Source organism: Streptomyces sp. NPDC059092 (assembly GCF_042756365.1).
GTDB lineage: Bacteria > Actinomycetota > Actinomycetes > Streptomycetales > Streptomycetaceae > Streptomyces.
In genome coordinates this window covers 1-17,411 of sequence record NZ_JBHZEJ010000035.1, presented here as the reverse complement: position 1 = coordinate 17,411, position 17,411 = coordinate 1, and the positions used below count along the sequence as shown (strand labels likewise).

17 protein-coding genes are annotated in these 17,411 nt (G+C 73.3%); 4 read left to right on the top strand and 13 right to left on the bottom strand.

All coding sequences use genetic code 11. The features are described 5' to 3' along the window. Positions 1-104 precede the first annotated feature (104 nt). Together ACFXPL_RS20900 and ACFXPL_RS20895 are read left to right on the top strand one after the other, a co-directional pair. Positions 105-1,406 (top strand): D-arabinono-1,4-lactone oxidase, encoded by a 1,302-nt coding sequence (locus tag ACFXPL_RS20900; RefSeq protein WP_384921563.1) that lies wholly within the window; start codon positions 105-107, stop codon positions 1,404-1,406. Between the two features lie 97 nt (positions 1,407-1,503). Further along, entirely contained in the window at positions 1,504-2,439 is a 936-nt protein-coding gene (locus ACFXPL_RS20895) for a serine hydrolase (RefSeq protein WP_384921392.1), read from the top strand. A 24-nt stretch (positions 2,440-2,463) separates the two neighbouring features. Here ACFXPL_RS20895 and ACFXPL_RS20890 read toward each other — a convergent pair whose 3' ends face one another. The 13 genes from ACFXPL_RS20890 to ACFXPL_RS20830 all read right to left on the bottom strand — a co-directional run bounded on the left by ACFXPL_RS20890 (position 2,464) and on the right by ACFXPL_RS20830 (position 14,807). Next, positions 2,464-3,189 carry a class I SAM-dependent methyltransferase gene (locus ACFXPL_RS20890; RefSeq protein ID WP_384921389.1) on the bottom strand — a complete coding sequence of 242 codons (726 nt, stop codon included), beginning with the start codon at positions 3,187-3,189 and terminating at the stop codon, positions 2,464-2,466. Positions 3,190-3,223: 34 nt separating this feature from the next. Next, positions 3,224-4,687, bottom strand: coding sequence for a PLP-dependent aminotransferase family protein (locus ACFXPL_RS20885; RefSeq protein ID WP_384921386.1), 1,464 nt, complete (start codon positions 4,685-4,687; stop codon positions 3,224-3,226). Between the two features lie 117 nt (positions 4,688-4,804). Then, on the bottom strand, positions 4,805-5,842 hold the full coding sequence (locus ACFXPL_RS20880; RefSeq protein WP_384921382.1) for a helix-turn-helix domain-containing protein: 1,038 nt from the start codon (positions 5,840-5,842) through the stop codon (positions 4,805-4,807). Between the two features lie 63 nt (positions 5,843-5,905). Beyond that, positions 5,906-6,925 (bottom strand): alpha/beta hydrolase, encoded by a 1,020-nt coding sequence (locus ACFXPL_RS20875; protein ID WP_384921379.1) that lies wholly within the window; start codon positions 6,923-6,925, stop codon positions 5,906-5,908. Between the two features lie 146 nt (positions 6,926-7,071). Then, positions 7,072-8,277 carry a cytochrome P450 gene (locus ACFXPL_RS20870; protein ID WP_384921561.1) on the bottom strand — a complete coding sequence of 402 codons (1,206 nt, stop codon included), beginning with the start codon at positions 8,275-8,277 and terminating at the stop codon, positions 7,072-7,074. A gap of 83 nt (positions 8,278-8,360) precedes the next feature. Continuing rightward, the gene (locus ACFXPL_RS20865; protein ID WP_384921376.1) at positions 8,361-8,969 is read right to left on the bottom strand and encodes an ATP/GTP-binding protein; all 609 of its coding nucleotides are present in this window, start codon (positions 8,967-8,969) and stop codon (positions 8,361-8,363) included. Continuing rightward, positions 8,947-9,321, bottom strand: coding sequence for a DUF742 domain-containing protein (locus tag ACFXPL_RS20860; protein WP_384921373.1), 375 nt, complete (start codon positions 9,319-9,321; stop codon positions 8,947-8,949). Before ACFXPL_RS20860 ends, ACFXPL_RS20865 begins: the two co-directional genes overlap by 23 nt. Next, on the bottom strand, positions 9,318-9,728 hold the full coding sequence (locus ACFXPL_RS20855; protein WP_384921370.1) for a roadblock/LC7 domain-containing protein: 411 nt from the start codon (positions 9,726-9,728) through the stop codon (positions 9,318-9,320). Before ACFXPL_RS20855 ends, ACFXPL_RS20860 begins: the two co-directional genes overlap by 4 nt. Before the next feature lie 2 nt (positions 9,729-9,730). Beyond that, positions 9,731-11,413, bottom strand: a complete 1,683-nt coding sequence (locus ACFXPL_RS20850; protein ID WP_384921367.1) for an ATP-binding protein — start codon at positions 11,411-11,413, stop codon at positions 9,731-9,733. A gap of 443 nt (positions 11,414-11,856) precedes the next feature. Beyond that, positions 11,857-12,627 (bottom strand): VOC family protein, encoded by a 771-nt coding sequence (locus tag ACFXPL_RS20845; RefSeq protein WP_384921364.1) that lies wholly within the window; start codon positions 12,625-12,627, stop codon positions 11,857-11,859. 66 nt (positions 12,628-12,693) lie between these two features. Beyond that, positions 12,694-13,482: a beta-glucanase gene (locus ACFXPL_RS20840; RefSeq protein WP_384921361.1), complete on the bottom strand. Its 789-nt coding sequence runs from the start codon at positions 13,480-13,482 to the stop codon at positions 12,694-12,696. A 169-nt stretch (positions 13,483-13,651) separates the two neighbouring features. Next, a complete protein-coding gene (locus tag ACFXPL_RS20835; protein WP_384921358.1) occupies positions 13,652-14,053 on the bottom strand; it encodes a hypothetical protein in 402 nt (133 codons plus the stop codon). Between the two features lie 100 nt (positions 14,054-14,153). Next, positions 14,154-14,807, bottom strand: coding sequence for a DUF6629 family protein (locus tag ACFXPL_RS20830; protein WP_384921355.1), 654 nt, complete (start codon positions 14,805-14,807; stop codon positions 14,154-14,156). Between the two features lie 597 nt (positions 14,808-15,404). Here ACFXPL_RS20830 and ACFXPL_RS20825 point away from each other — a divergent pair. Both ACFXPL_RS20825 and ACFXPL_RS20820 read left to right on the top strand, forming a co-directional pair. After that, positions 15,405-15,608, top strand: a complete 204-nt coding sequence (locus ACFXPL_RS20825) for a cold-shock protein (RefSeq protein WP_023543603.1) — start codon at positions 15,405-15,407, stop codon at positions 15,606-15,608. Between the two features lie 144 nt (positions 15,609-15,752). Further along, positions 15,753-17,282 carry a DEAD/DEAH box helicase gene (locus ACFXPL_RS20820; protein WP_384921351.1) on the top strand — a complete coding sequence of 510 codons (1,530 nt, stop codon included), beginning with the start codon at positions 15,753-15,755 and terminating at the stop codon, positions 17,280-17,282. Positions 17,283-17,411: the final 129 nt, after the last annotated feature.

The following is a 17,411-nucleotide window of genomic DNA, read 5'->3' as shown; positions in this document are numbered from 1 at the left end:
CGTCACAGACCCTAACCAAGCAGGTAGGACTCCTGATAAGAAGAACCCCGAGCGGGAGTGGCCCCCGCGCCCCCGACGCAGCGAAGGAGACCTCCGTGCCCCACGTGCCCGGACGCACCGAAGAACCGCGCGACTCCTCCGTACCGCCGGCGGTACGGAACTGGGCGGGCAACATCACCTTCCGGGCGGCGCGTCTGCACACCCCCACGTCGGTGGAGCGGCTGCGGGAGATCGTCGCGGGCGGCCACGCCGTACGGGCCCTCGGCAGCGGCCACTCGTTCAACACGATCGCCGACACCCACGGCGACCTGGTCTCGGTGGCCGGACTGCCGAGGACCGTGGAGGTCGACCCGGCGTCGGCCACGGTCACGGTCGGCGGCGGGCTGCGGTTCGCCGAGTTCACCGACGCCGTCCACGCGGCCGGTCTGGCCCTGCACAACCTCGGCTCGCTCCCGCACATCTCCGTCGCCGGCGCCTGCTCCACCGGCACCCACGGCTCGGGGGCCGGCAACGGCACCCTGGCGTCGGCCGTGCAAGCGCTGGAGCTCGTCACGGCCGACGGCGAACTGCTGCGGCTCACCCGGGGCGACGCGGACTTCCCTGGCGCCGTGGTCGCCCTGGGCGCCCTCGGGATCGTCACACGGATGACGCTCGGCCTCGTACCCGCCTACGAGATACGGCAGCGGGTGTACGACGGACTGGCGCCCGAGCGGCTGCGCGAGCGCTTCGACGAGATCCTGTCCGCCGCCTACAGCGTGAGCGTCTTCACCGACTGGCGCCCCGACGGCGCGGCCCAGGTGTGGCTGAAGCAGCGGACCGGAGACCCCGGCACCGGTTCCGCGCCGGACACCTGGCACGGCGCCAGGCCCGCGGACGGCCCCCGCCACCCGGTGCCCGGCGTGGACGCGTCGACCTGCACCGAGCAGGCCGGCGTCCCGGGGCCGTGGCACGAACGGCTGCCCCACTTCCGCCCCGGCTACGTCCCGAGCAGCGGCGACGAACTCCAGAGCGAGTACTTCGTGGCCAGGGAGGACGGCCCCGCCGCCTTCGACGCGCTGGCCCGCATCGGGGAGCGGATCGCGCCCGTCCTCCAGATCGGCGAGGTACGCGCCGTCGCCGCCGACGACCTCTGGCTCAGCCCGGCGTACGGACGGGACACGGTCGCCTTCCACTTCACCTGGTTCCCGGACACCGACGCGGTGACCCCGGTGCTGGAGGCGATCGAGGAGGCGCTCGCCCCGTTCGGCACCCGGCCGCACTGGGGCAAGCTCTTCGTGATGGGGCCCGAGCGCGTCAGGGAGCTGTACACGCGCTACGCCGACTTCGAGGCACTGGCGGCCAGGACCGACCCACGAGGTGTGTTCCGCAACACCATGCTGAACCGGTATTTCCCTGGCGCAAGGTGACACGCATCACTCATTCGATGGTGTGTCAGAAAATATGTCATAGAAGTTTAACCTGGGACACAGACAGACCTCAGTCGGTGTTCCTAGCCTCACGGGCATGCCCCACCACCGTTCCGCACCCTCCGCCCGCCTCTCCCTGTCGCGCCGGACCGCCCTCCCCGCAGCCGTCGCGGCGGCCGCCTGCCTGACCGTATGGACGGCGACGGGCTTCCCGTCACCGTCCCTGGGCGACTCCGGCCTGGTGCCGGGGGCCGACATCTCCCGGCAGGCCTCCGCCGCCCTCGTGTCGCCGTCGTCCCCGGCCGATCCCGACCAGGTCCTGACCCGGCGGCTCGCCGCCCTGCCGAAGCCCGCCAAGGCCTCGGTCTCGGTGGCGGTGATCGACCTCAAGGACGGCCGCGAGGCGGACTACGGCGTCGGTGCGGGGAAGACCTACGACACGGCGAGCATCGTGAAGGTCGACATCCTGGCGGCGCTGCTGCTGCGCGCGCAGGACGAGCACCGCGCGCTCACCACCGCGGAGAAGTCCTACGCGACCAAGATGATCAAGGTGAGCGACAACGTGTCCGCGAACGCGCTCTGGCGCGCGATCGGCGGGGGCGACGGCCTCGACGCGGCGAACCGGCGGCTGGGCCTGACCGGCACGACCGCGGGCAGCGGCAAACTGTGGGGGCTGACCCAGTCGACCGCCGCCGACCAGATCTCCCTGCTCTCGTCGGTCTTCGGGGACAGCGCCACCTCCCCGCTGACCACCTCCTCCCGCGCGTACATACGGGGCCTGATGGGCGGGATAGCGGCCGACCAGGAGTGGGGGGTCTCGGCGGCGGGCACGCCGACCGGACTGAAGAACGGCTGGCTCTCCCGGAGCGCGACCGGCCTGTGGGACGTGAACAGCATCGGACGGATCGAGGAGAACGGGCACAGCTACCTGCTCGCCGTGCTCTCCCGCGGCAACGTCAGCATGAAGGCGGGGATCTCCCTGGTGGAGAAGGCGGCCACCACCGCGGTCTCGGCCTCCCGGGAGTGGGCGTAGGGCCTCCGGAGGCACCGCCCCGGATCAGCTCCTGGTGGCCACCACCAGGACACAGCGGGGGCTGCCGTCCGGCCGGGTGCCGAGCCAGGCCAGCGGCAGGAGACCGGTCGTGAAACCGGCGCCGGCCAGGTCGGCCAGTACATCCGGCAGCCGGAAGGTGCGGTAGTACATGACGAACGGCGGCTGCCGGAGCAGATTGCGCAGCCGCATCGCCCCGTCGAACCCCCACATCGCCCAGTACGCCGTCGAGCCGACCCGGGGCGGCGCGGGCACCGGGAAGACGAATCTGCCGCCCGGCCGCAGCGCCGCGTACGCCTGTGCGAAGAGCTCGGGCCGCTCACCGGGCAGGAAGTGACCGAACGCCCCGAAGCTCACCGCCAGATCGAAGGCGGCCCGGAACGGCAGAGCACGCGCGTCGGCCCGCACCCAGTCCACCACCGGGCCTGCGGCGTCCCCCAGGTTGGCGCGGGCGGCGGCGAGCATCCCCGCGCTGAAGTCGACGCCGGTGGCGCGCTCTGCGCAGAGCCGCCGCAGCACCTCCACACCGGCGCCGGTCCCGCAGCAGATGTCGAGTCCGGTACGGAAAGGACCGAGCGGCGCGGCCGTACGGACCACCTCGTCCAGCAGCGGACCGGGCGTACGGAACGGCGTCCGGTCGAACTTCGGGGCCAGCAGGTCGTAACCGTGCTCGACGGACGACAGCGCCTGCACGGCGAGTTCGCGGAAGGTAGGGCCCTCAGGGGTGAACATCACGCTCAGCGTAGCCACCGTGCGGGGCGCGCCCTCACCGGGTCGCCAGCCCGGCGCGGGCGGCGGCGATCCGGCGCACGGCTTCCCGCAGCCGGTCGGGCGGCTGGGTGAAGGGCAGCCGCAGCCACCGTTCCAGCCCGTCCCGTACCCCGAAGCGGTCCCCGGGGGTGAGCAGCACGCCGTACTGCCGCGCGGCGGCGGCCAGCCGTGGACCGATCGGTTCCGGCAGCCGGCACCAGAGGTTCACACCGCCGTCCGGCGTACGGAAGGACCAGTCGGGGCACTCGGCGCGTACCGCGGCGACCAGCGCGTCCCGCCGCGCGCGCAGTTCACGGCGGCGCGGCTCCAGAGCTGGCCCGGGGTCGCCGAGCAGCCCGGAGAGCCAGAGCTGCTCGAACAGCGGCGAGCCGAGATCCAGTGAGGCCCGGATCTCCCCGAGCCGGCCGATCAGCTCCTCGGAGGCCCTGACCCAGCCGATGCGCAGACCGCCCCAGTGGGTCTTGGCGGGGGAGCCCACCGTGATCGTCCAGCGCGGCGCGAACGCGGCCAGCGGCGGCGGCGCGCTCCCCGGCCCGTCCCCGTCCCCGCCCGGATCCCCGCCGCCGAGGCTCAGATCCACCGCCGACTCGTCGACGACCGCGTGGGTCCGGGTGGCGGCCAGCACGGCGCCCAGCCGCTCGCGGTCCCCGGCACCCATGCGCCGGCCGGTGGGGTTGTGGAAGTCGACCATCAGATACGCCAGCCGGGGCGAGGTCTGGCGCAGCGTCGCCGCGATCCCGTCGATGTCCCAGCCCGACGCGGCGAACGGGTCGACCGGCACGGGGACGAGATGGCCCCGCGCCGCCGTCACCGCGTCGAAGGCGTGCGGATAGCCGGGCTCCTCGACCAGGACCCGGTCGCCGGGCCCCGCCAGCAGCCGCAGCGCCAGGGCGAAACCGTGGTGCGCCCCATTGGTGATCATGATCTGGGACGGTGCCGTGGGCACACCGCGCACCGTGTACCGGGCGGCGATCCGCTCGCGCAGCGGCGCGATGCCCAGATCGTCGTACGTCTCGTCCCGCAGCGCCTCCCGCAGGGCCCGCCGCGCCGCCTCGAAGGCGGGCAGCAGACCGTCCGCCGCGCCGGGAGAAGCCCGGGTGAGGTTGATCGGCTCGCCGCCGTCCGGCAGCCCGGCGTCCGGGGGCCGTCCCCCGGGCGGAACCGCCGTCCAGGATCCGGAGCCCTGGCGGGAGGCGACCAGTCCCGCGTCCCGCAGCCGCCCCAGCGCCGCGCCGATCATGGTCCTGCTGACTCCGAGCGCGGCGGCCAGCTCCCGCTCGGACGGCAGCCGCGTGCCCGGCGGCAGCCTGCCGTCCCGGATCCGGCCGGCGAGGGCGTCGGCCAGAGCGTGCCCGCCGCCGCGCGGACCGCCCACGTGCCACTGCCCGAGCGTGCTCGCCAGCCGGGCGGCGGAGATCCGGCCCATGGTGCGACTGCTGAGAGGCGGCAATCCATTCATCAGGCCACTGTAATGAGATGGATCATGGAGTGGTATGTGAAATCCGGCCAATCAGACTTCATGGAGTGAAATGGACTCCTGTCCGGTCGCTGACCCCGCGGGCAGTGGCGGGCACGGTCAGCCTCCAGCGGTCCGGTGCAGCCGCCGTGCCATGAGGGCGAGTTGGAGCCGCAGCCGCCCGTACGGATCGTGCACCGGCCAGCCGAGCCACTGCTCCGCCTGCGCCAGCCGGTCCTGGAGCGTCGAGTGGTGCAGGGTCAGCTCCGTCGCCGCCGCGCGCAGACTCGGGGCGAACGCGACCGTGTGCAGCGTGAGCGCCGCCCAGGGCGCCGCGGCGACCGCGCGCTCCAGCGCCCGTACGTCGGGAACCGGTTCGGTCCCGGCGCCGACCGCGGCCGCCAGCAGGACCAGGGCGCCCAGGTCGTCCGCGTACACCGTCCTCGGCCCGGGGTCCCGCTCGTCGCCCTCCGCCGTGAACCGCAGCGCGGCCCGCGCGGCGGCCCAGGAGACCGGGAGGCCGAGCACCGGCACCGCGGGGCCGACCCCGGCCCGCCGGCCCCCGGCCGCCGACGGCTCCCGAGCGGCGGGTACCCGCGCCCCCGGCGGGGGCATCGGCTCGACGACGGGCGGCGCCCCGGCCGGCGCCACCGCACGGGCCAGGACCGTGTCCCGCAGACCGAGCCGTCCGGCCGCCTGCCGCCGCGCGTGCTCCGACGCGGACGCGTCCAGCAGCACCTCCACCGAGGCCGGATCGTCGCCGGGCCCCTGGACCGGAGCCCGGCCCCGGGTCCGGTCGAGGACCACCCGCGCCGCCGCCGCGGCCCGTTCCAGCACCATCGCGTGGACCCCACCGGGCGGCCCGGCCCGCTCCAGCCACACGGCAGGGACGCCGCCCGGCTCCAGCGGGGCCGACATCCAGCGGGGATCGGGCGGAGCACCACCGGCCAGCCGTACGCCGTCGGCGCCCACCCGGATCCGTACGCCCCGCCCCTCGTCCACCAGCCGGGCGGTATCCCCGGACAGCACCGCCGCGCCGCGCACCAGCGCCTCCAGACCCGCCCGGCCCTCGACCAGCCGGTCGAAGTACGCGATCACATGGAGCGCCGCCCCCGCGTCGGGATCGAGCGCGGCGAGTCTGCCCGCGAGTTCCTTCACCCCCTCATCCTGCGACGCCGGGCGCCCGGCGCCAAGCGCGCCCCGGCCGGCCGCGCCCGCGGCTCAGTTCCCCAGCAGCCGGGCGAGCCAGCGGAACTGGGCGGCCCTGGCCTCCTGGGCGAGCGCGGTCTGCGGAGCCAGCGTCTCGAACCCGTGGAAGCCACCGGGCCACACATGCAGTTCCGCCCGGCCGCCCGCCTGCCACAGCCGGGACGCGTACGCCACGTCCTCGTCCCGGAAGGTCTCGGCGGAGCCGACGTCGATGAACGCGGGCGGCAGCCCCGACAGGTCCGTGGCCCGCGCGGGAGCGGCGTACGGGGAGACGTCCGGGCCACCCCGCGACCCGCCCAGCAGCGACGTCCAGCCGATGTGGTTCGCGGCCTGGTTCCACACACCCTGGCCCGCCATCTGAAAGCTCGACGGGGTGTCGTTGCGGTCGTCGAGCATCGGGCACATGAGCATCTGCCCGGCGAGCGGGGGACCGCTTCTGTCACGGGCCAGCAGCGCCACGGCCGCGGCCAGTCCACCGCCCGCGCTGCCGCCGGCGACAACGATCCTTTCGGGGTCGATGCCCAGCTCGGCGGCGTGCTCCGCCGTCCAGACCAGCCCCGCGTACGCGTCCTCCACGGGCGCCGGATGCGGATGCTCGGGGGCCAGCCGGTACTCCACCGACACCACGACCAGGTTCAGCTCCAGCGCCCAGCCGAGGGCGTTCTCCAGCCCCGTCCTGTTGTTCCCGAGGATCATGCCGCCGCCGTGGATCTGGTAGAGCGCGGGCAGCCCCGGGGACGCGGCGGACGGACCGGTTCCGGCGGGCCGGCAGATGAGCAGGGAGATGTCCGGCTCACCCGGCGGCCCCGGCACCGTACGCTCCTCCCACTCGATGGCTCCGTCCCGGCGCAGATCCTCGTCGGACGGGCCGGTCCCCCGCCCCCTCCGGACGGCGGGGATGTCCGTGAAATCCAGCGCACCGCCCATCGCCGCGAAGATGACATCGAGCGCCGCCGCCAGTTCCGGGTCGAACGGAGGGGGCGGCGGGACGGGCCGGCCGGTCCCGGTGGGCTGCGGATCCGTGGCGGTCATCGGCTCTCCCTCGTCCGCGGTCACACCCTGCGACCGGTGACGACCATGGTGCGGCAGCGACCACGGCCACCGGGAGTGCCGAAACGGCGGAGATCACCCGCCGGACGGCGGGTGATCGGACCGGGGCCGCCGCACCCGGCCGCCGGTCACTCCCCGCCGCGGACCGGGATACGCGCCGGGGAGAACTCCACGGGCAGGGATTTGGGCACCCGGGTCCAGGGGGAGGGGTGCCAGGCCACCTCCTCGGCGGGGATCGCGAGCTTCATGTCGGACAGCAGATGCAGCACGGTGTTGACCGCGGTACGGGTGATCAGCCGCGCCGGCACCTGCGCGGGGCAGACGTGCGGACCCGCCGAGAAGGCGAGATGGGCGCGGTTGCCCGGCTCGCTCGCGGCGTCGTCGGGACGGATCACCGGATCGTCGTTGGCGGCGGCGATCCCCAGGATCAGCGCGTCACCGCGCCGGATCAGCCGGCCCCCCAGCTCCGTGTCGGCGAGCGCGTAGCGGGCGGGCTGGTTGTTCATCGGCGGGTCGCGCCACAGCGCTTCGTCGAGTGCGTCGTCCACCCCGAGCCGGCCCCCGTGCATCCGGGCGGCGAAACGCGGATCGGTGAGCAGCAGCCGCAGCGCCAGTGAGGTCCACGCGTTGACCCCCTCCGTACCGGCGGAGATCATCGCCGCCATCGACTGCAGCCGCTCCTCGTCGTTGCGGAGGTTCGGATGGTTGATGAACGACGTGGTCAGATCGTCCGCCGGGTTGCTGTGCCGCTGGCGCAGCGCGTCGGCGAGGATCCCCTCGAAGTCCCGGTTGCCGTCCTGGGAGTCGTCGGCGCTGCCGAACACGGCGACCAGCGTGCCCAGCAGCTTCTGGCCCTCGTCGCTGTTCAGCCCGAAGAGCGACGCGATGGAGAGCATCGGCACGATCGTGGCGTACTCGGTCACCAGGTCCGCCCGGCCGCGCTGGGAGAACGCCGCGATCAGCTCCGTACACACCGATTCGACCTGACGGCGCGCCCTGCGCTGGTCGATCCTGGCCACCCCCTCGTCGAGGGGCTGGCGCAGCCTGCGGTGTTCCGCGCCGTCGGCGCCGAGGACATTGGCGCGCCAGCCCATCATCGGGAGCAGCCTCGACCGCGGGGACACCACCCCGTCGTTGAGGTCGCGCCAGTTCCTGGCGTCACGTGAGTAGATCTGCTCCTGCCGGGTGATGGTCAGCAGCTCCCGGTAGCCGAGGACGAGCCAGGCGTGCACGCCCGGCGCCAGTTCGACCTTGGCGACATTGCCCCACCGGGCGCGCAGCGCGCGGTAGACCTCCCGGGGGTCCGGCGCGCCGGTGGCCGCGGAGAGCGGCATGGGCGCTTCCCCGTCGACGGGCGTGCCGTAGCGCGCGGGGCACTCCGGTGGCGGTGAGAGCGGGGTGAGCGCGGGGGGACGGGTCATGAGGCGGTCTCCTTGGCGGGCTCGGCGCCGACGTGCGAGACGTACTCGACCAGGCTGATCAGCGCGTCCACCGACGGCATGCGCTCCCGCGCGTCGCACATCACCACGGGGGTGTCCGGCAGCAGATCGAGCGCCCCGCGCAGTTCAGCCGTCCCGTGCACCTCGCTGTCGGGGAACTGGTTGACGGCGACGGCGAACGGCAGCCCGCGCAGCTCCAGTTGTTCGAGGACGTCGAAGCTGTCCATCAGCCTCCGCGTGTCGACGATGACGAGGACGCCCAGCGCGCCCTCGGCGAGTCCGTCCCAGAGATCCCAGAACCGGCGCTGCCCCGGGGTGCCGAACAGATAGAGCACCAGCCGGGAGTTGAGGGTGATCCGGCCGAAGTCCATGGCGACGGTGGTGGTGGTCTTCGTACTCATCCCGGCCAGATCGTCCACACCGATGGACGCCTCGGTCATCACCTCCTCCGTACGCAGCGGTTCGATCTCGCTGACCGAGCCGACCAGTGTGGTCTTCCCGACGCCGAACGCGCCCACCACCAGGATCTTGACGGCCTGCTGGATCGTGTCGGGTAAATAGCGGTCAGCGGAGCCGACGGAGACCATCCAGTACCTCCTGAAGGAGTTGGGAATCGGGGAGAACGGCCTGGGGGACGCCGGAGCGCGCGCAGAGATGACCGTCGTCGATGAGATCGGACGCGAGCACCTTCACCAGGCTCACCGGCAGTTCGAGATGGGCGGCGGCCTCCACGAGGGAGAGCAGCCGCTCACACATCCGCACCAGGGCGCGCTCCTCGCGGGTCGCGGAGACCGGCAGGTCGCGCGGGGAGTCGGCGGCGATGAGAAGACTCTCGACCCCGACGGTGTTACGGCTGGGCCTGCACCGGCCCTTGGTGATCACATACGGGCGGAGGGCGTTCCCCGCGTACTCGCCGTACTCGCCGTCCGGGCCACTCACCGCACGGATTCCGGCCGGGGCGGACTGCTCAGGTTCCCCGCGCCCATCCGCAGCACCTGCGCCTGCATCTGCCGGGCGACCAGCTTCGGGTCCACCACGGGGCCCGTCACCACCGCGAGATGGGCGCCTCGGGCGCTGCGCATGAACAGATAGCCCCCGTTGAACTCCACCATCTGCTGGTGGACCGCCCCGCCGTCCTCGCCGAACTCTCTGCCGAGGCTGCGGGCGAGGGACTGGAGCCCCGAACAGTTGGCCGCCAGCCGGTCGGCGGAGTCCCGGTCCATCCCCTCGGAGCTGGCCAGCAGCAGCCCGTCGGCGCTGAAGACGATCACCTCGCGCACCCCCGGCACGGCGGCCACTTCGGCGATCATCCAGCCGCGTTGCTCCGGGTTCTCCGTGTAACTCATGCTCACGTCAGTCCTTCCGGTGAATCGGGGGTGGGGTAGGAGAGGCCTCGCTGGCCCTGGTGGGGTACGGAGTGACCCTGATGCGGTACGCAGTCGGGCGACGGCACGGACCGGCCGCCCTCGATGAACTGCTCCATCCAGTCGCCCGCCTGTTCGGGCGTGCCCGGCGGAACGGCCGCGACGGGGCCCGTCTCCACCGGGGCGTACTCGTCACGGCGCGAGCGCCGCTGCGGCAGTCTCTGTACGAGGGAGGCACGCTCCGGCACGGGCCGCAGCACGGACTCGTGGACGTACGGTGTCACGGCGTCGGTCATCGCCTCGGCCACCGCCGGTACGGGCGGCGGCGGTTCGGCGGAGGCGACCGGCACGGAGAGCGTCACCGGTTCGGGCACCCCGGCGGGCTCGCGTACCTCATACCCGTCCCGTACCGTCGGCGCCGCCTCGGACGCGCCCGGGGATCCCTCCGCCGCGGACACCCCGAGCCTCCTGCGGACGAGCGGGACGATGGCCGTACCGGCGGGGGGAAGCGTCTCCAGCACGTCGCGGGGGACCAGCACCACCGCGCGCACCCCGCCGTACGGGGAGGGCCCGAGGTCGACGTGGAAGCCGTGCCGGTCGGCGAAGCGGCCCACGACCGCGAAACCGGTCTGCGGGATCTCGCCGACCTCGCCGACCCCGAGGAGCCTGCGGCCGGAGACGATCTCGCGCGCCTCGGCCAGCCGGTACTCGTCCATGCCGAGACCACCGTCGTCCACCTCGACCACGGCGCCGCGCTGCACCGTCCGCACGGTCACCGGCACCGCCGTCCGGGGCGGCGAGTACTCGGTGGCGTTGGCGAGCAGTTCGGCCAGCAGGTGGATCAGCGGTTCGACGATCGACGGGGTGACCCCGAGGTCCGGGTCGCCGGTCACCTGCACCCGCTGGTACGCGACGATCCGGCCGGAGGCGGCGCGCACCACGTCCACCATCGCCAGCGGCTTCTGCCACTGCTGTCCCGGCCATTCGCCGCACAGCACCTTGAGGCTCTGCGCGTGCCGGGCCTGCTGGGTCGCCGCGTGGTCCACCCGCATGGTGGTCTCCAGCAGGTCGGCGTCGCCGGGGAAGCGGTCCGCGAGACCGGTGACGGCGGCCTGGATCCGGTGCGCCGAGGTCTGCACACGGCTCGCCAGCTCCACCAGGGCCAGGCGCTGGGACTCCTCCCGGTACTGCACGGAACCGGTGACCGAGGAGAGCAGCAGGTCGAACCCGTCGCTCACGGCGCGCCCGAGCTGTTCGCCGCCGTGCAGCGGCGCGGGAATCTCCGAACGGGTGAGGGCCGCGGGCAGCCGTTGGTTGACGAGGTGCTCGACCTCCTTCTTCACCAGCTCGGCCTGGTGCTGGGAGCGTTGCTCGGCGTGGGCGCGCCGGCCGGTCTCCCGGCGTACGGCCTCGGCCTCGCGTTCCCTGGCCTCGTCGAGGAACCGGGCGGCGTCGTACTCGGCGCGCTGATGCCGGCCGCGCAGCACCGCCAGGGCGACGAGCAGCAGCGCGGCGGCCGCGCCGTACGCCACGGCCGCTCCGGCGCTCATGCGGGCGAGGGGCACCAGCGTTATGGCGAAGGCCACGAGCGCGACCACGAGGGTGGCCGGCCAGAGCCACGGTGAGCTGCCCCGGGGCAGAGAAGGGGGCGCGGGGGAACGTGCCATGGAAAACCTTTGGGTTCGCTGAGGAAACGTGGTCCGGCGGAGGTCACCCGGTGGAGGTCACGGGAGGTGACGACGGCGCGCGGCCGGTATGACCTGGCGCGGGACCGGGGGGCGCCGGACGCCGTCGGCCCCACCGGTTTCATGCGAATTGATCATGAGATGAACTACCTCTTCACCAGACGTTGTTGGGGATCGTATCCCCGTCGGACCGGTTCCGAAGTAACTTAACGAATACGGAGGGTCACGAAAATAAATCGACCGTTATCGACTGATGCCGACAGAAAAAGACCGGCGCTGACCCTCGCTGACTGGTGCTGCCTGTCCGTGAAGGGCAACGGACGGCCTGTTCGGCCATGTGGGTGCCGTCAGCCCTTCACGCGCTCGACCCGCCGCCGCTTGTTCGTCGCACGAACGCCGGGCCCCCGCCGCACGGGGCGCCCGGCTCACGCGACGACGGTGAACAGGCCCCCGTCCGGGTCGCGGAGCGTGGCCTCGTGGCCCGAGTCGGAGACGGCGGGGTGGGCGACCACGCCGCCCCCGGCCGCGGCGGCGGCCGACGCGGCGCCGGCCACGTCGGCCACCCGGAAGTAGACGTGCCAGCGGGGCCGGATCTGTGGGTCGGGCGCGCTCTCGACCGCCCCGCCGCGCAGCGCGGCGACCGTGTGCGTACCGTCGCGGACCAGTACCTGGTCGTTCTCGTAGTGCACCTCGCAGCTCCGCCCCTCGTCGGAGCCCCAGGTGAGCACCTGCGCGTAGAAGATGGCCGCGGCGAAGGCGTCCCGGGTCCGCAGCTCCAGCCGCGCCGGCCCGCCACCCCGGCCCACCGACCAGCCCACGACGGTCCTGCCCTCCCAGAATCCGAACACGGCGCCGTCCGGGTCCGCGGCGAGCGTGGCGCGCCCCGTACTCATGGCGAGGGGGCCGACGGCCACGGTCGCCCCCCGTTCCCGGATGCGCGCGGCGGCCGTGTTCGCGTCGTCCACCGCGAAGTACGGGGTCCAGGCGACCGCGGCCTGCAGGCTCGGGGCCAGCGCCCCGATGCCCCCGACGGCCCGGCCGTCGGACAGCGCCACGGAGAACGCGTCACCCAGCGCGGTGGGGCGGAAGGTCCAGCCGAGTACCGTGCCGTAGAACTCCTGGGCGGCGCGCAGGTCGCGGGCCATCAGACTCACCCAGCAGGGGGCCCCGATCACGGCATGTGGTGACGCCGGCATGGCTCTGGTCCACTCCGTTCTGACGGGTCCGCGGGAGTCGGTCCTCGACCCTCCCGTAGCCATGCTTCACCCGGGCGGGGCGCCGCGCATGTCGGCGCCCCAGGTGCGGGAGCGGTGAACACGAAGGAAGTCGACCTGGTACGAGAGGGCGGACGTGGCCGGGTCCGGCGCCGCGTGGTACCGGCCGGAGGAGACCGACAGGTTCACGATCAGCGAGGCCGACCAGTCACGGCCGACCCCCGCGCCGTCCGCGAAGGCCCGGATCCCGTTGACCCACCAGACCACGGTCCTGGCCCGGAACTCGACCTTCAGGGTCACCCACGCGCCGGGCCGGACCGAGGGATGGGCATAGACGAACCCGCCGCCCCTGACGTGGTTCGACAGCTCCAGCAGCCCCGGGTTGTCGGGGTGGTACTCGAAGACGTCGATCTCGTTGCCGCCGTCCCGCCAGGTCCAGATCGCGGGCCACGCGCCGAGCCCGGTGGGCAGCTTCACCCGGGTCTCCAGGACGTCGCCGGTGCGCAGCATGAACCCGTCGGGGCTGCCCTCCGTGGTGAGCAGACCCGTGTCCCAGCCGCCGTCGGGGCGGCGGGTCGCCCGGAAGACACCGTCGCGGCTGTACTCCGGATCGGCGACGAGATGATCCAGCTTGTTGTCGCCAGGATTGGTCGGCCCACCGCCCGGATACGCCCAGGACCGGCCTGCGACCCACTGCCGTGTGGAGGAGAAGTCGGCGGTGAAGCAGGGCGGTCCGCTCGGCCCCGGTGGACCGCCGGGAGCCGGCACGGTCGGCCGCGGCCAGGGCCTGAGCCGGCCCGCCAGCCACTCCAGAACTGCGGAACCGCGCTGCCCCATGGTGTCCCTCTTCCCCGGGCCGTGGCCGTGCTCGCGGTCACGGACGGCGCACGACCGCGCTGTCCCGCCATGCTAGGAAGAGCGGGGCAGGACCCGCGGAGAACCCGCCACGCGGGCCCGGGCGACCTTCAGTTCGGAGACTGCTCCCCGCGGGTGAGGCGGTGTCCCGTCAGGCCGAGGCCGGGGGAGGCGCGGCGGCCTGCACGGCGGGCTGGACCCCCGGCTGCACGGAGCGCTGCGCCGCCCCCTGGTCACCGGCGGATCCGTTGATCTTCTCGATCGCCTGCCGGGCGTGCTCACCGGGGGTACGGGACGTCAGCGACGACACGGTGGAGGCGGGGCCGGCGACCGGCCAGTCCTGCGCGGGCTTCGCGTGACCCGCGGCGGCCCGGGTGCGCAACCGGTGGCTCGCGGCCTCGTCCAGACTGACGGGACGTTTCATCTGGGCGGCCAGCCGACTGGCCTCCTGCCCCAGCGAGGCGACGTCCTCCCACCCCAGCCGAACCACCAGACGGAGTTCGGCCTCCCCGTCGGGCAGCGCGCGGAGGGAGGTGTTGACGGGGTCATTCATGGACTGATCCTCTGGGTCTCGGAACGGAACCCTGGCGGAGAGGGCCGCACCGCGCGGGCGCGGGTGCTGTCCAGTGGTACGGGCCGCCGCCACCCGGTGTTCACCCCCGTGGCCGATTCCCGCCGTTCGCCGGGGTCACCGCCCCGGCGAGCGGCGCCCTCCCCCGTACGAGCAGCACCACGGAGGCCACCGCGGCGAGGGCGCACCAGGTGGAGACGTACTCCAGGCGCCACAGCGCCGCGCAGACGACCGCGCCGAGCGCCACCACCGCACCCAGCAGCCGCACCCACCGGTCCCCGCCGAGCAGCAGGGCGCCGACCGTGGCGAGCAGATAGCCCGCGACGAGCGGCCCGGCGTACGGCAGGTCGATCGCGTACCCGACGGTGTGGCCCCGGATCTCGGCGGTCACCGTACGGCGCGTGAGGGCGTACGCGAGGGCCCCGGCCGTGGCGAGCCCGACGGCCACCGGAACCGCCAGCCGGCGCCGCGCGGTGGGCGGCGCGGCGAGCAGCACGGCCACGGGCACCCACGCGGCCAACAGCGGCAGGGCGACCACCGCCCAGGCCAGGGTCGCGGGGCCGGAGCCCCCGCCGGCCCGCCACACGGCGGCCTCGATGATCTGGTGCGCCCCCAGGATCAGCGGCAGCGCGGCGAGCGGCAGCTCACGGGCCGAGCGCACCCGCGCCACACAGGCCACCCCGATCGCGGTGATCGCGGTGCCTGCCACGAGGTCGGCCGTCGCGCTCCAGCACATGACGTCTTCCAAAATAGGCGCGCGGTGCGGAAGGGCGCTCGGTCGCCTGGAGCGCTGCCGCCGGTGTCCGGAGCGGATTCTTCCACGCCGGAGCAAGGGAATCTGTGCCGACGGGAGTAGACATGGTTCCGTGCGCGGTTCAGGGTTCCGTCGGGATCGAGTGACGGAAGACGAAGTGCGTGTGAGCCCGGTCCCCGCCGCGTTCCACCGACCGCTTCGGCGGCGACCGCCCCGCCCGCGCGATGGGCCGCGCCGCGGCTCGGCGACGAGCCGCGCCGGTCCTCCGCCGGCCGGGGCGGCGTTGCCGATTCGTGAATATCTGTGGCCGCCACAGCAGAAATAATCTTCATGCCCGGTGAAGTTTTGTGGTGCGACCGGCGGAGTGATAAATGCACGCCGTGCCGGATGCTCACGCCGTGCTACTGTTGATCTCAGTTGCGGTTGTGGTTCCCAAAGACTTCAAGTGCTCTTGCTGGCTTTCTGTGCCGGTGGGTGCGCTTTTGTATTTCCGGATATGGTCCGGACGGGGTAATCATCGCGGCGACGTGGGGTGCGCACAGTGCACACCCCCGGGCATTGCCCCGAAGGAGATCAAACATGGCCAGTGGCACCGTAAAGTGGTTCAACTCGGAAAAGGGCTTCGGCTTCATCGAGCAGGACGGTGGCGGCGCTGACGTCTTCGCCCACTACTCGAACATCGCCGCCCAGGGCTTCCGTGAGCTGCAGGAGGGCCAGAAGGTGAACTTCGACGTGACGCAGGGCCAGAAGGGCCCGCAGGCGGAGAACATCGTTCCCGCCTGACGTTGAACGTATGACGTAGCTGGGGCCCGCACCCTTGAGATGCGGGCCCCAGCTACGTTGCATTTATCCGGCTCGTTCTTGCGATTCTCCGCGCGGCTTCTCTGCCGGGAATTCTCGATACGTGCCCATCGAGAAAGGTTCTGAATGAACCGCGCACCGCGCACGAACGACCGTTATTCCCGCACCCGTTCGGGTGGCCCCGCCGCCGGGCGGGGCGGCCGCTTCGGCGGTCAGCCCGCCGGCCGCTCGGGCGCCCCCGGCCGCTCCGGTGGCTACGGACGGCGCCCCTCCGCGCCGAAGGGGGAGTTCGCGCTCCCCGTGACCATCACCCCGGCGCTGCCCCCGGTGACCGCCTTCGACGAGCTGGACCTGCCCGCCGAGGTGCTGAAGACACTCACCGGACAGGGCGTCACCGAGCCCTTCCCGATCCAGGGCGCCACCCTGCCCAACTCGCTGGCGGGCCGGGACGTACTGGGCCGGGGCCGTACCGGCTCCGGCAAGACCCTCGCCTTCGGTCTCGCCCTGCTCGCCCGTACCGCCGGACAGCGGGCCCAGCCGCGCGAGCCGCTGGCCCTGATCCTCGTCCCCACCCGGGAGCTGGCCCAGCAGGTCACCGACGCGCTCACTCCGTACGCCCGCGCCCTGCGGCTGCGGACGGCGACCGTCGTCGGCGGGATGTCGATCGGCCGGCAGGCCAGCGCGCTGCGCGGCGGCGCCGAGATCGTCGTGGCCACGCCCGGGCGGCTCAAGGACCTCATCGAGCGCGGCGACTGCCGGCTCGGCCGGGTCGCGATCACCGTGCTGGACGAGGCCGACCAGATGGCCGACATGGGATTCATGCCGCAGGTCACGGAGTTGCTGGACCAGGTGCGTGCCGAGGGCCAGCGGATGCTGTTCTCGGCGACCCTGGACCGTAACGTCGACCTGCTGGTCCGCCGCTACCTGCACGACCCGGTCGTCCACTCGGTCGACCCGTCCGCGGGCGCGGTCACCACGATGGAACACCATGTGCTGCACGTCCACGGCGCCGACAAGTACGCCACCACCACGGAGATCGCCGCCCGCGACGGCCGGGTGCTGATGTTCCTGGACACCAAGCACGCCGTCGACCGGCTGACCGAGCACCTGCTGAACAGCGGCGTACGCGCCGCCGCGCTGCACGGCGGCAAGTCCCAGCCCCAGCGCACCCGCACCCTCGCGCAGTTCAAGACCGGCCAGGTCACGGTGCTGGTGGCCACCAACGTCGCCGCCCGCGGCATCCATGTCGACAACCTCGACCTCGTCGTGAACGTCGACCCGCCCAGCGACCACAAGGACTATCTGCACCGCGGCGGCCGTACGGCCCGCGCGGGGGAGTCCGGCAGTGTCGTCACCCTGGTGCTGCCGGGCCAGCGCCGGGAGATGACCCGGCTGATGGCCGACGCGGGCATTACGCCGCAGACCACCCAGGTCCGCTCCGGCGAGGCCGAGCTGGCCCGGATCACCGGCGCCCAGGCACCGTCGGGCGTCCCCGTCACCGTCAGCGCGCCGGTCGCCGACCGCCCGCGGCGCGGCGGCCCCTCGTCGCGCGGCCGGGCCGGCGGGCGTTCGCCGCAGTCGCGTCGTAACGCCGAGCAGTCCGCGGCGCGTGCCGCCGCCGTGCAGCGCCGGGCCCCCCGGGGCAACGCCGCCTGACGGCGCGCGGAGCGCGGGCGCTCCGGAACGGGAAGAAACAGGGGAGGGGCCCCGGTACCAGGGGGGGTCCGGGGGCCCCCCCCGGTGTCACGGGCGGTGGGGGGGTGGGGCGGGCGGCGCGGGCGCGCA

Bases quoted from the DNA above. Each gene is read 5' to 3' on its own strand.
- ACFXPL_RS20850 (WP_384921367.1), bottom strand. From the start codon at position 11,413: ATGGCACGTTCCCCCGCGCCCCCTTCTCTGCCCCGGGGCAGCTCACCG.
- ACFXPL_RS20870 (WP_384921561.1), bottom strand. From the start codon at position 8,277: ATGCCGCTCTCCGCGGCCACCGGCGCGCCGGACCCCCGGGAGGTCTAC.
- ACFXPL_RS20875 (WP_384921379.1), bottom strand. From the start codon at position 6,925: ATGACCGCCACGGATCCGCAGCCCACCGGGACCGGCCGGCCCGTCCCG.
- ACFXPL_RS20835 (WP_384921358.1), bottom strand. From the start codon at position 14,053: ATGAATGACCCCGTCAACACCTCCCTCCGCGCGCTGCCCGACGGGGAG.
- ACFXPL_RS20885 (WP_384921386.1), bottom strand. From the start codon at position 4,687: ATGAATGGATTGCCGCCTCTCAGCAGTCGCACCATGGGCCGGATCTCC.
- ACFXPL_RS20840 (WP_384921361.1), bottom strand. From the start codon at position 13,482: ATGGGGCAGCGCGGTTCCGCAGTTCTGGAGTGGCTGGCGGGCCGGCTC.
- ACFXPL_RS20865 (WP_384921376.1), bottom strand. From the start codon at position 8,969: ATGGTCTCCGTCGGCTCCGCTGACCGCTATTTACCCGACACGATCCAG.
- ACFXPL_RS20820 (WP_384921351.1), top strand. From the start codon at position 15,753: ATGAACCGCGCACCGCGCACGAACGACCGTTATTCCCGCACCCGTTCG.
- ACFXPL_RS20895 (WP_384921392.1), top strand. From the start codon at position 1,504: ATGCCCCACCACCGTTCCGCACCCTCCGCCCGCCTCTCCCTGTCGCGC.
- ACFXPL_RS20825 (WP_023543603.1), top strand. From the start codon at position 15,405: ATGGCCAGTGGCACCGTAAAGTGGTTCAACTCGGAAAAGGGCTTCGGC.
- ACFXPL_RS20830 (WP_384921355.1), bottom strand. From the start codon at position 14,807: ATGTGCTGGAGCGCGACGGCCGACCTCGTGGCAGGCACCGCGATCACC.
- ACFXPL_RS20855 (WP_384921370.1), bottom strand. From the start codon at position 9,728: ATGAGTTACACGGAGAACCCGGAGCAACGCGGCTGGATGATCGCCGAA.
- ACFXPL_RS20890 (WP_384921389.1), bottom strand. From the start codon at position 3,189: ATGTTCACCCCTGAGGGCCCTACCTTCCGCGAACTCGCCGTGCAGGCG.
- ACFXPL_RS20845 (WP_384921364.1), bottom strand. From the start codon at position 12,627: ATGCCGGCGTCACCACATGCCGTGATCGGGGCCCCCTGCTGGGTGAGT.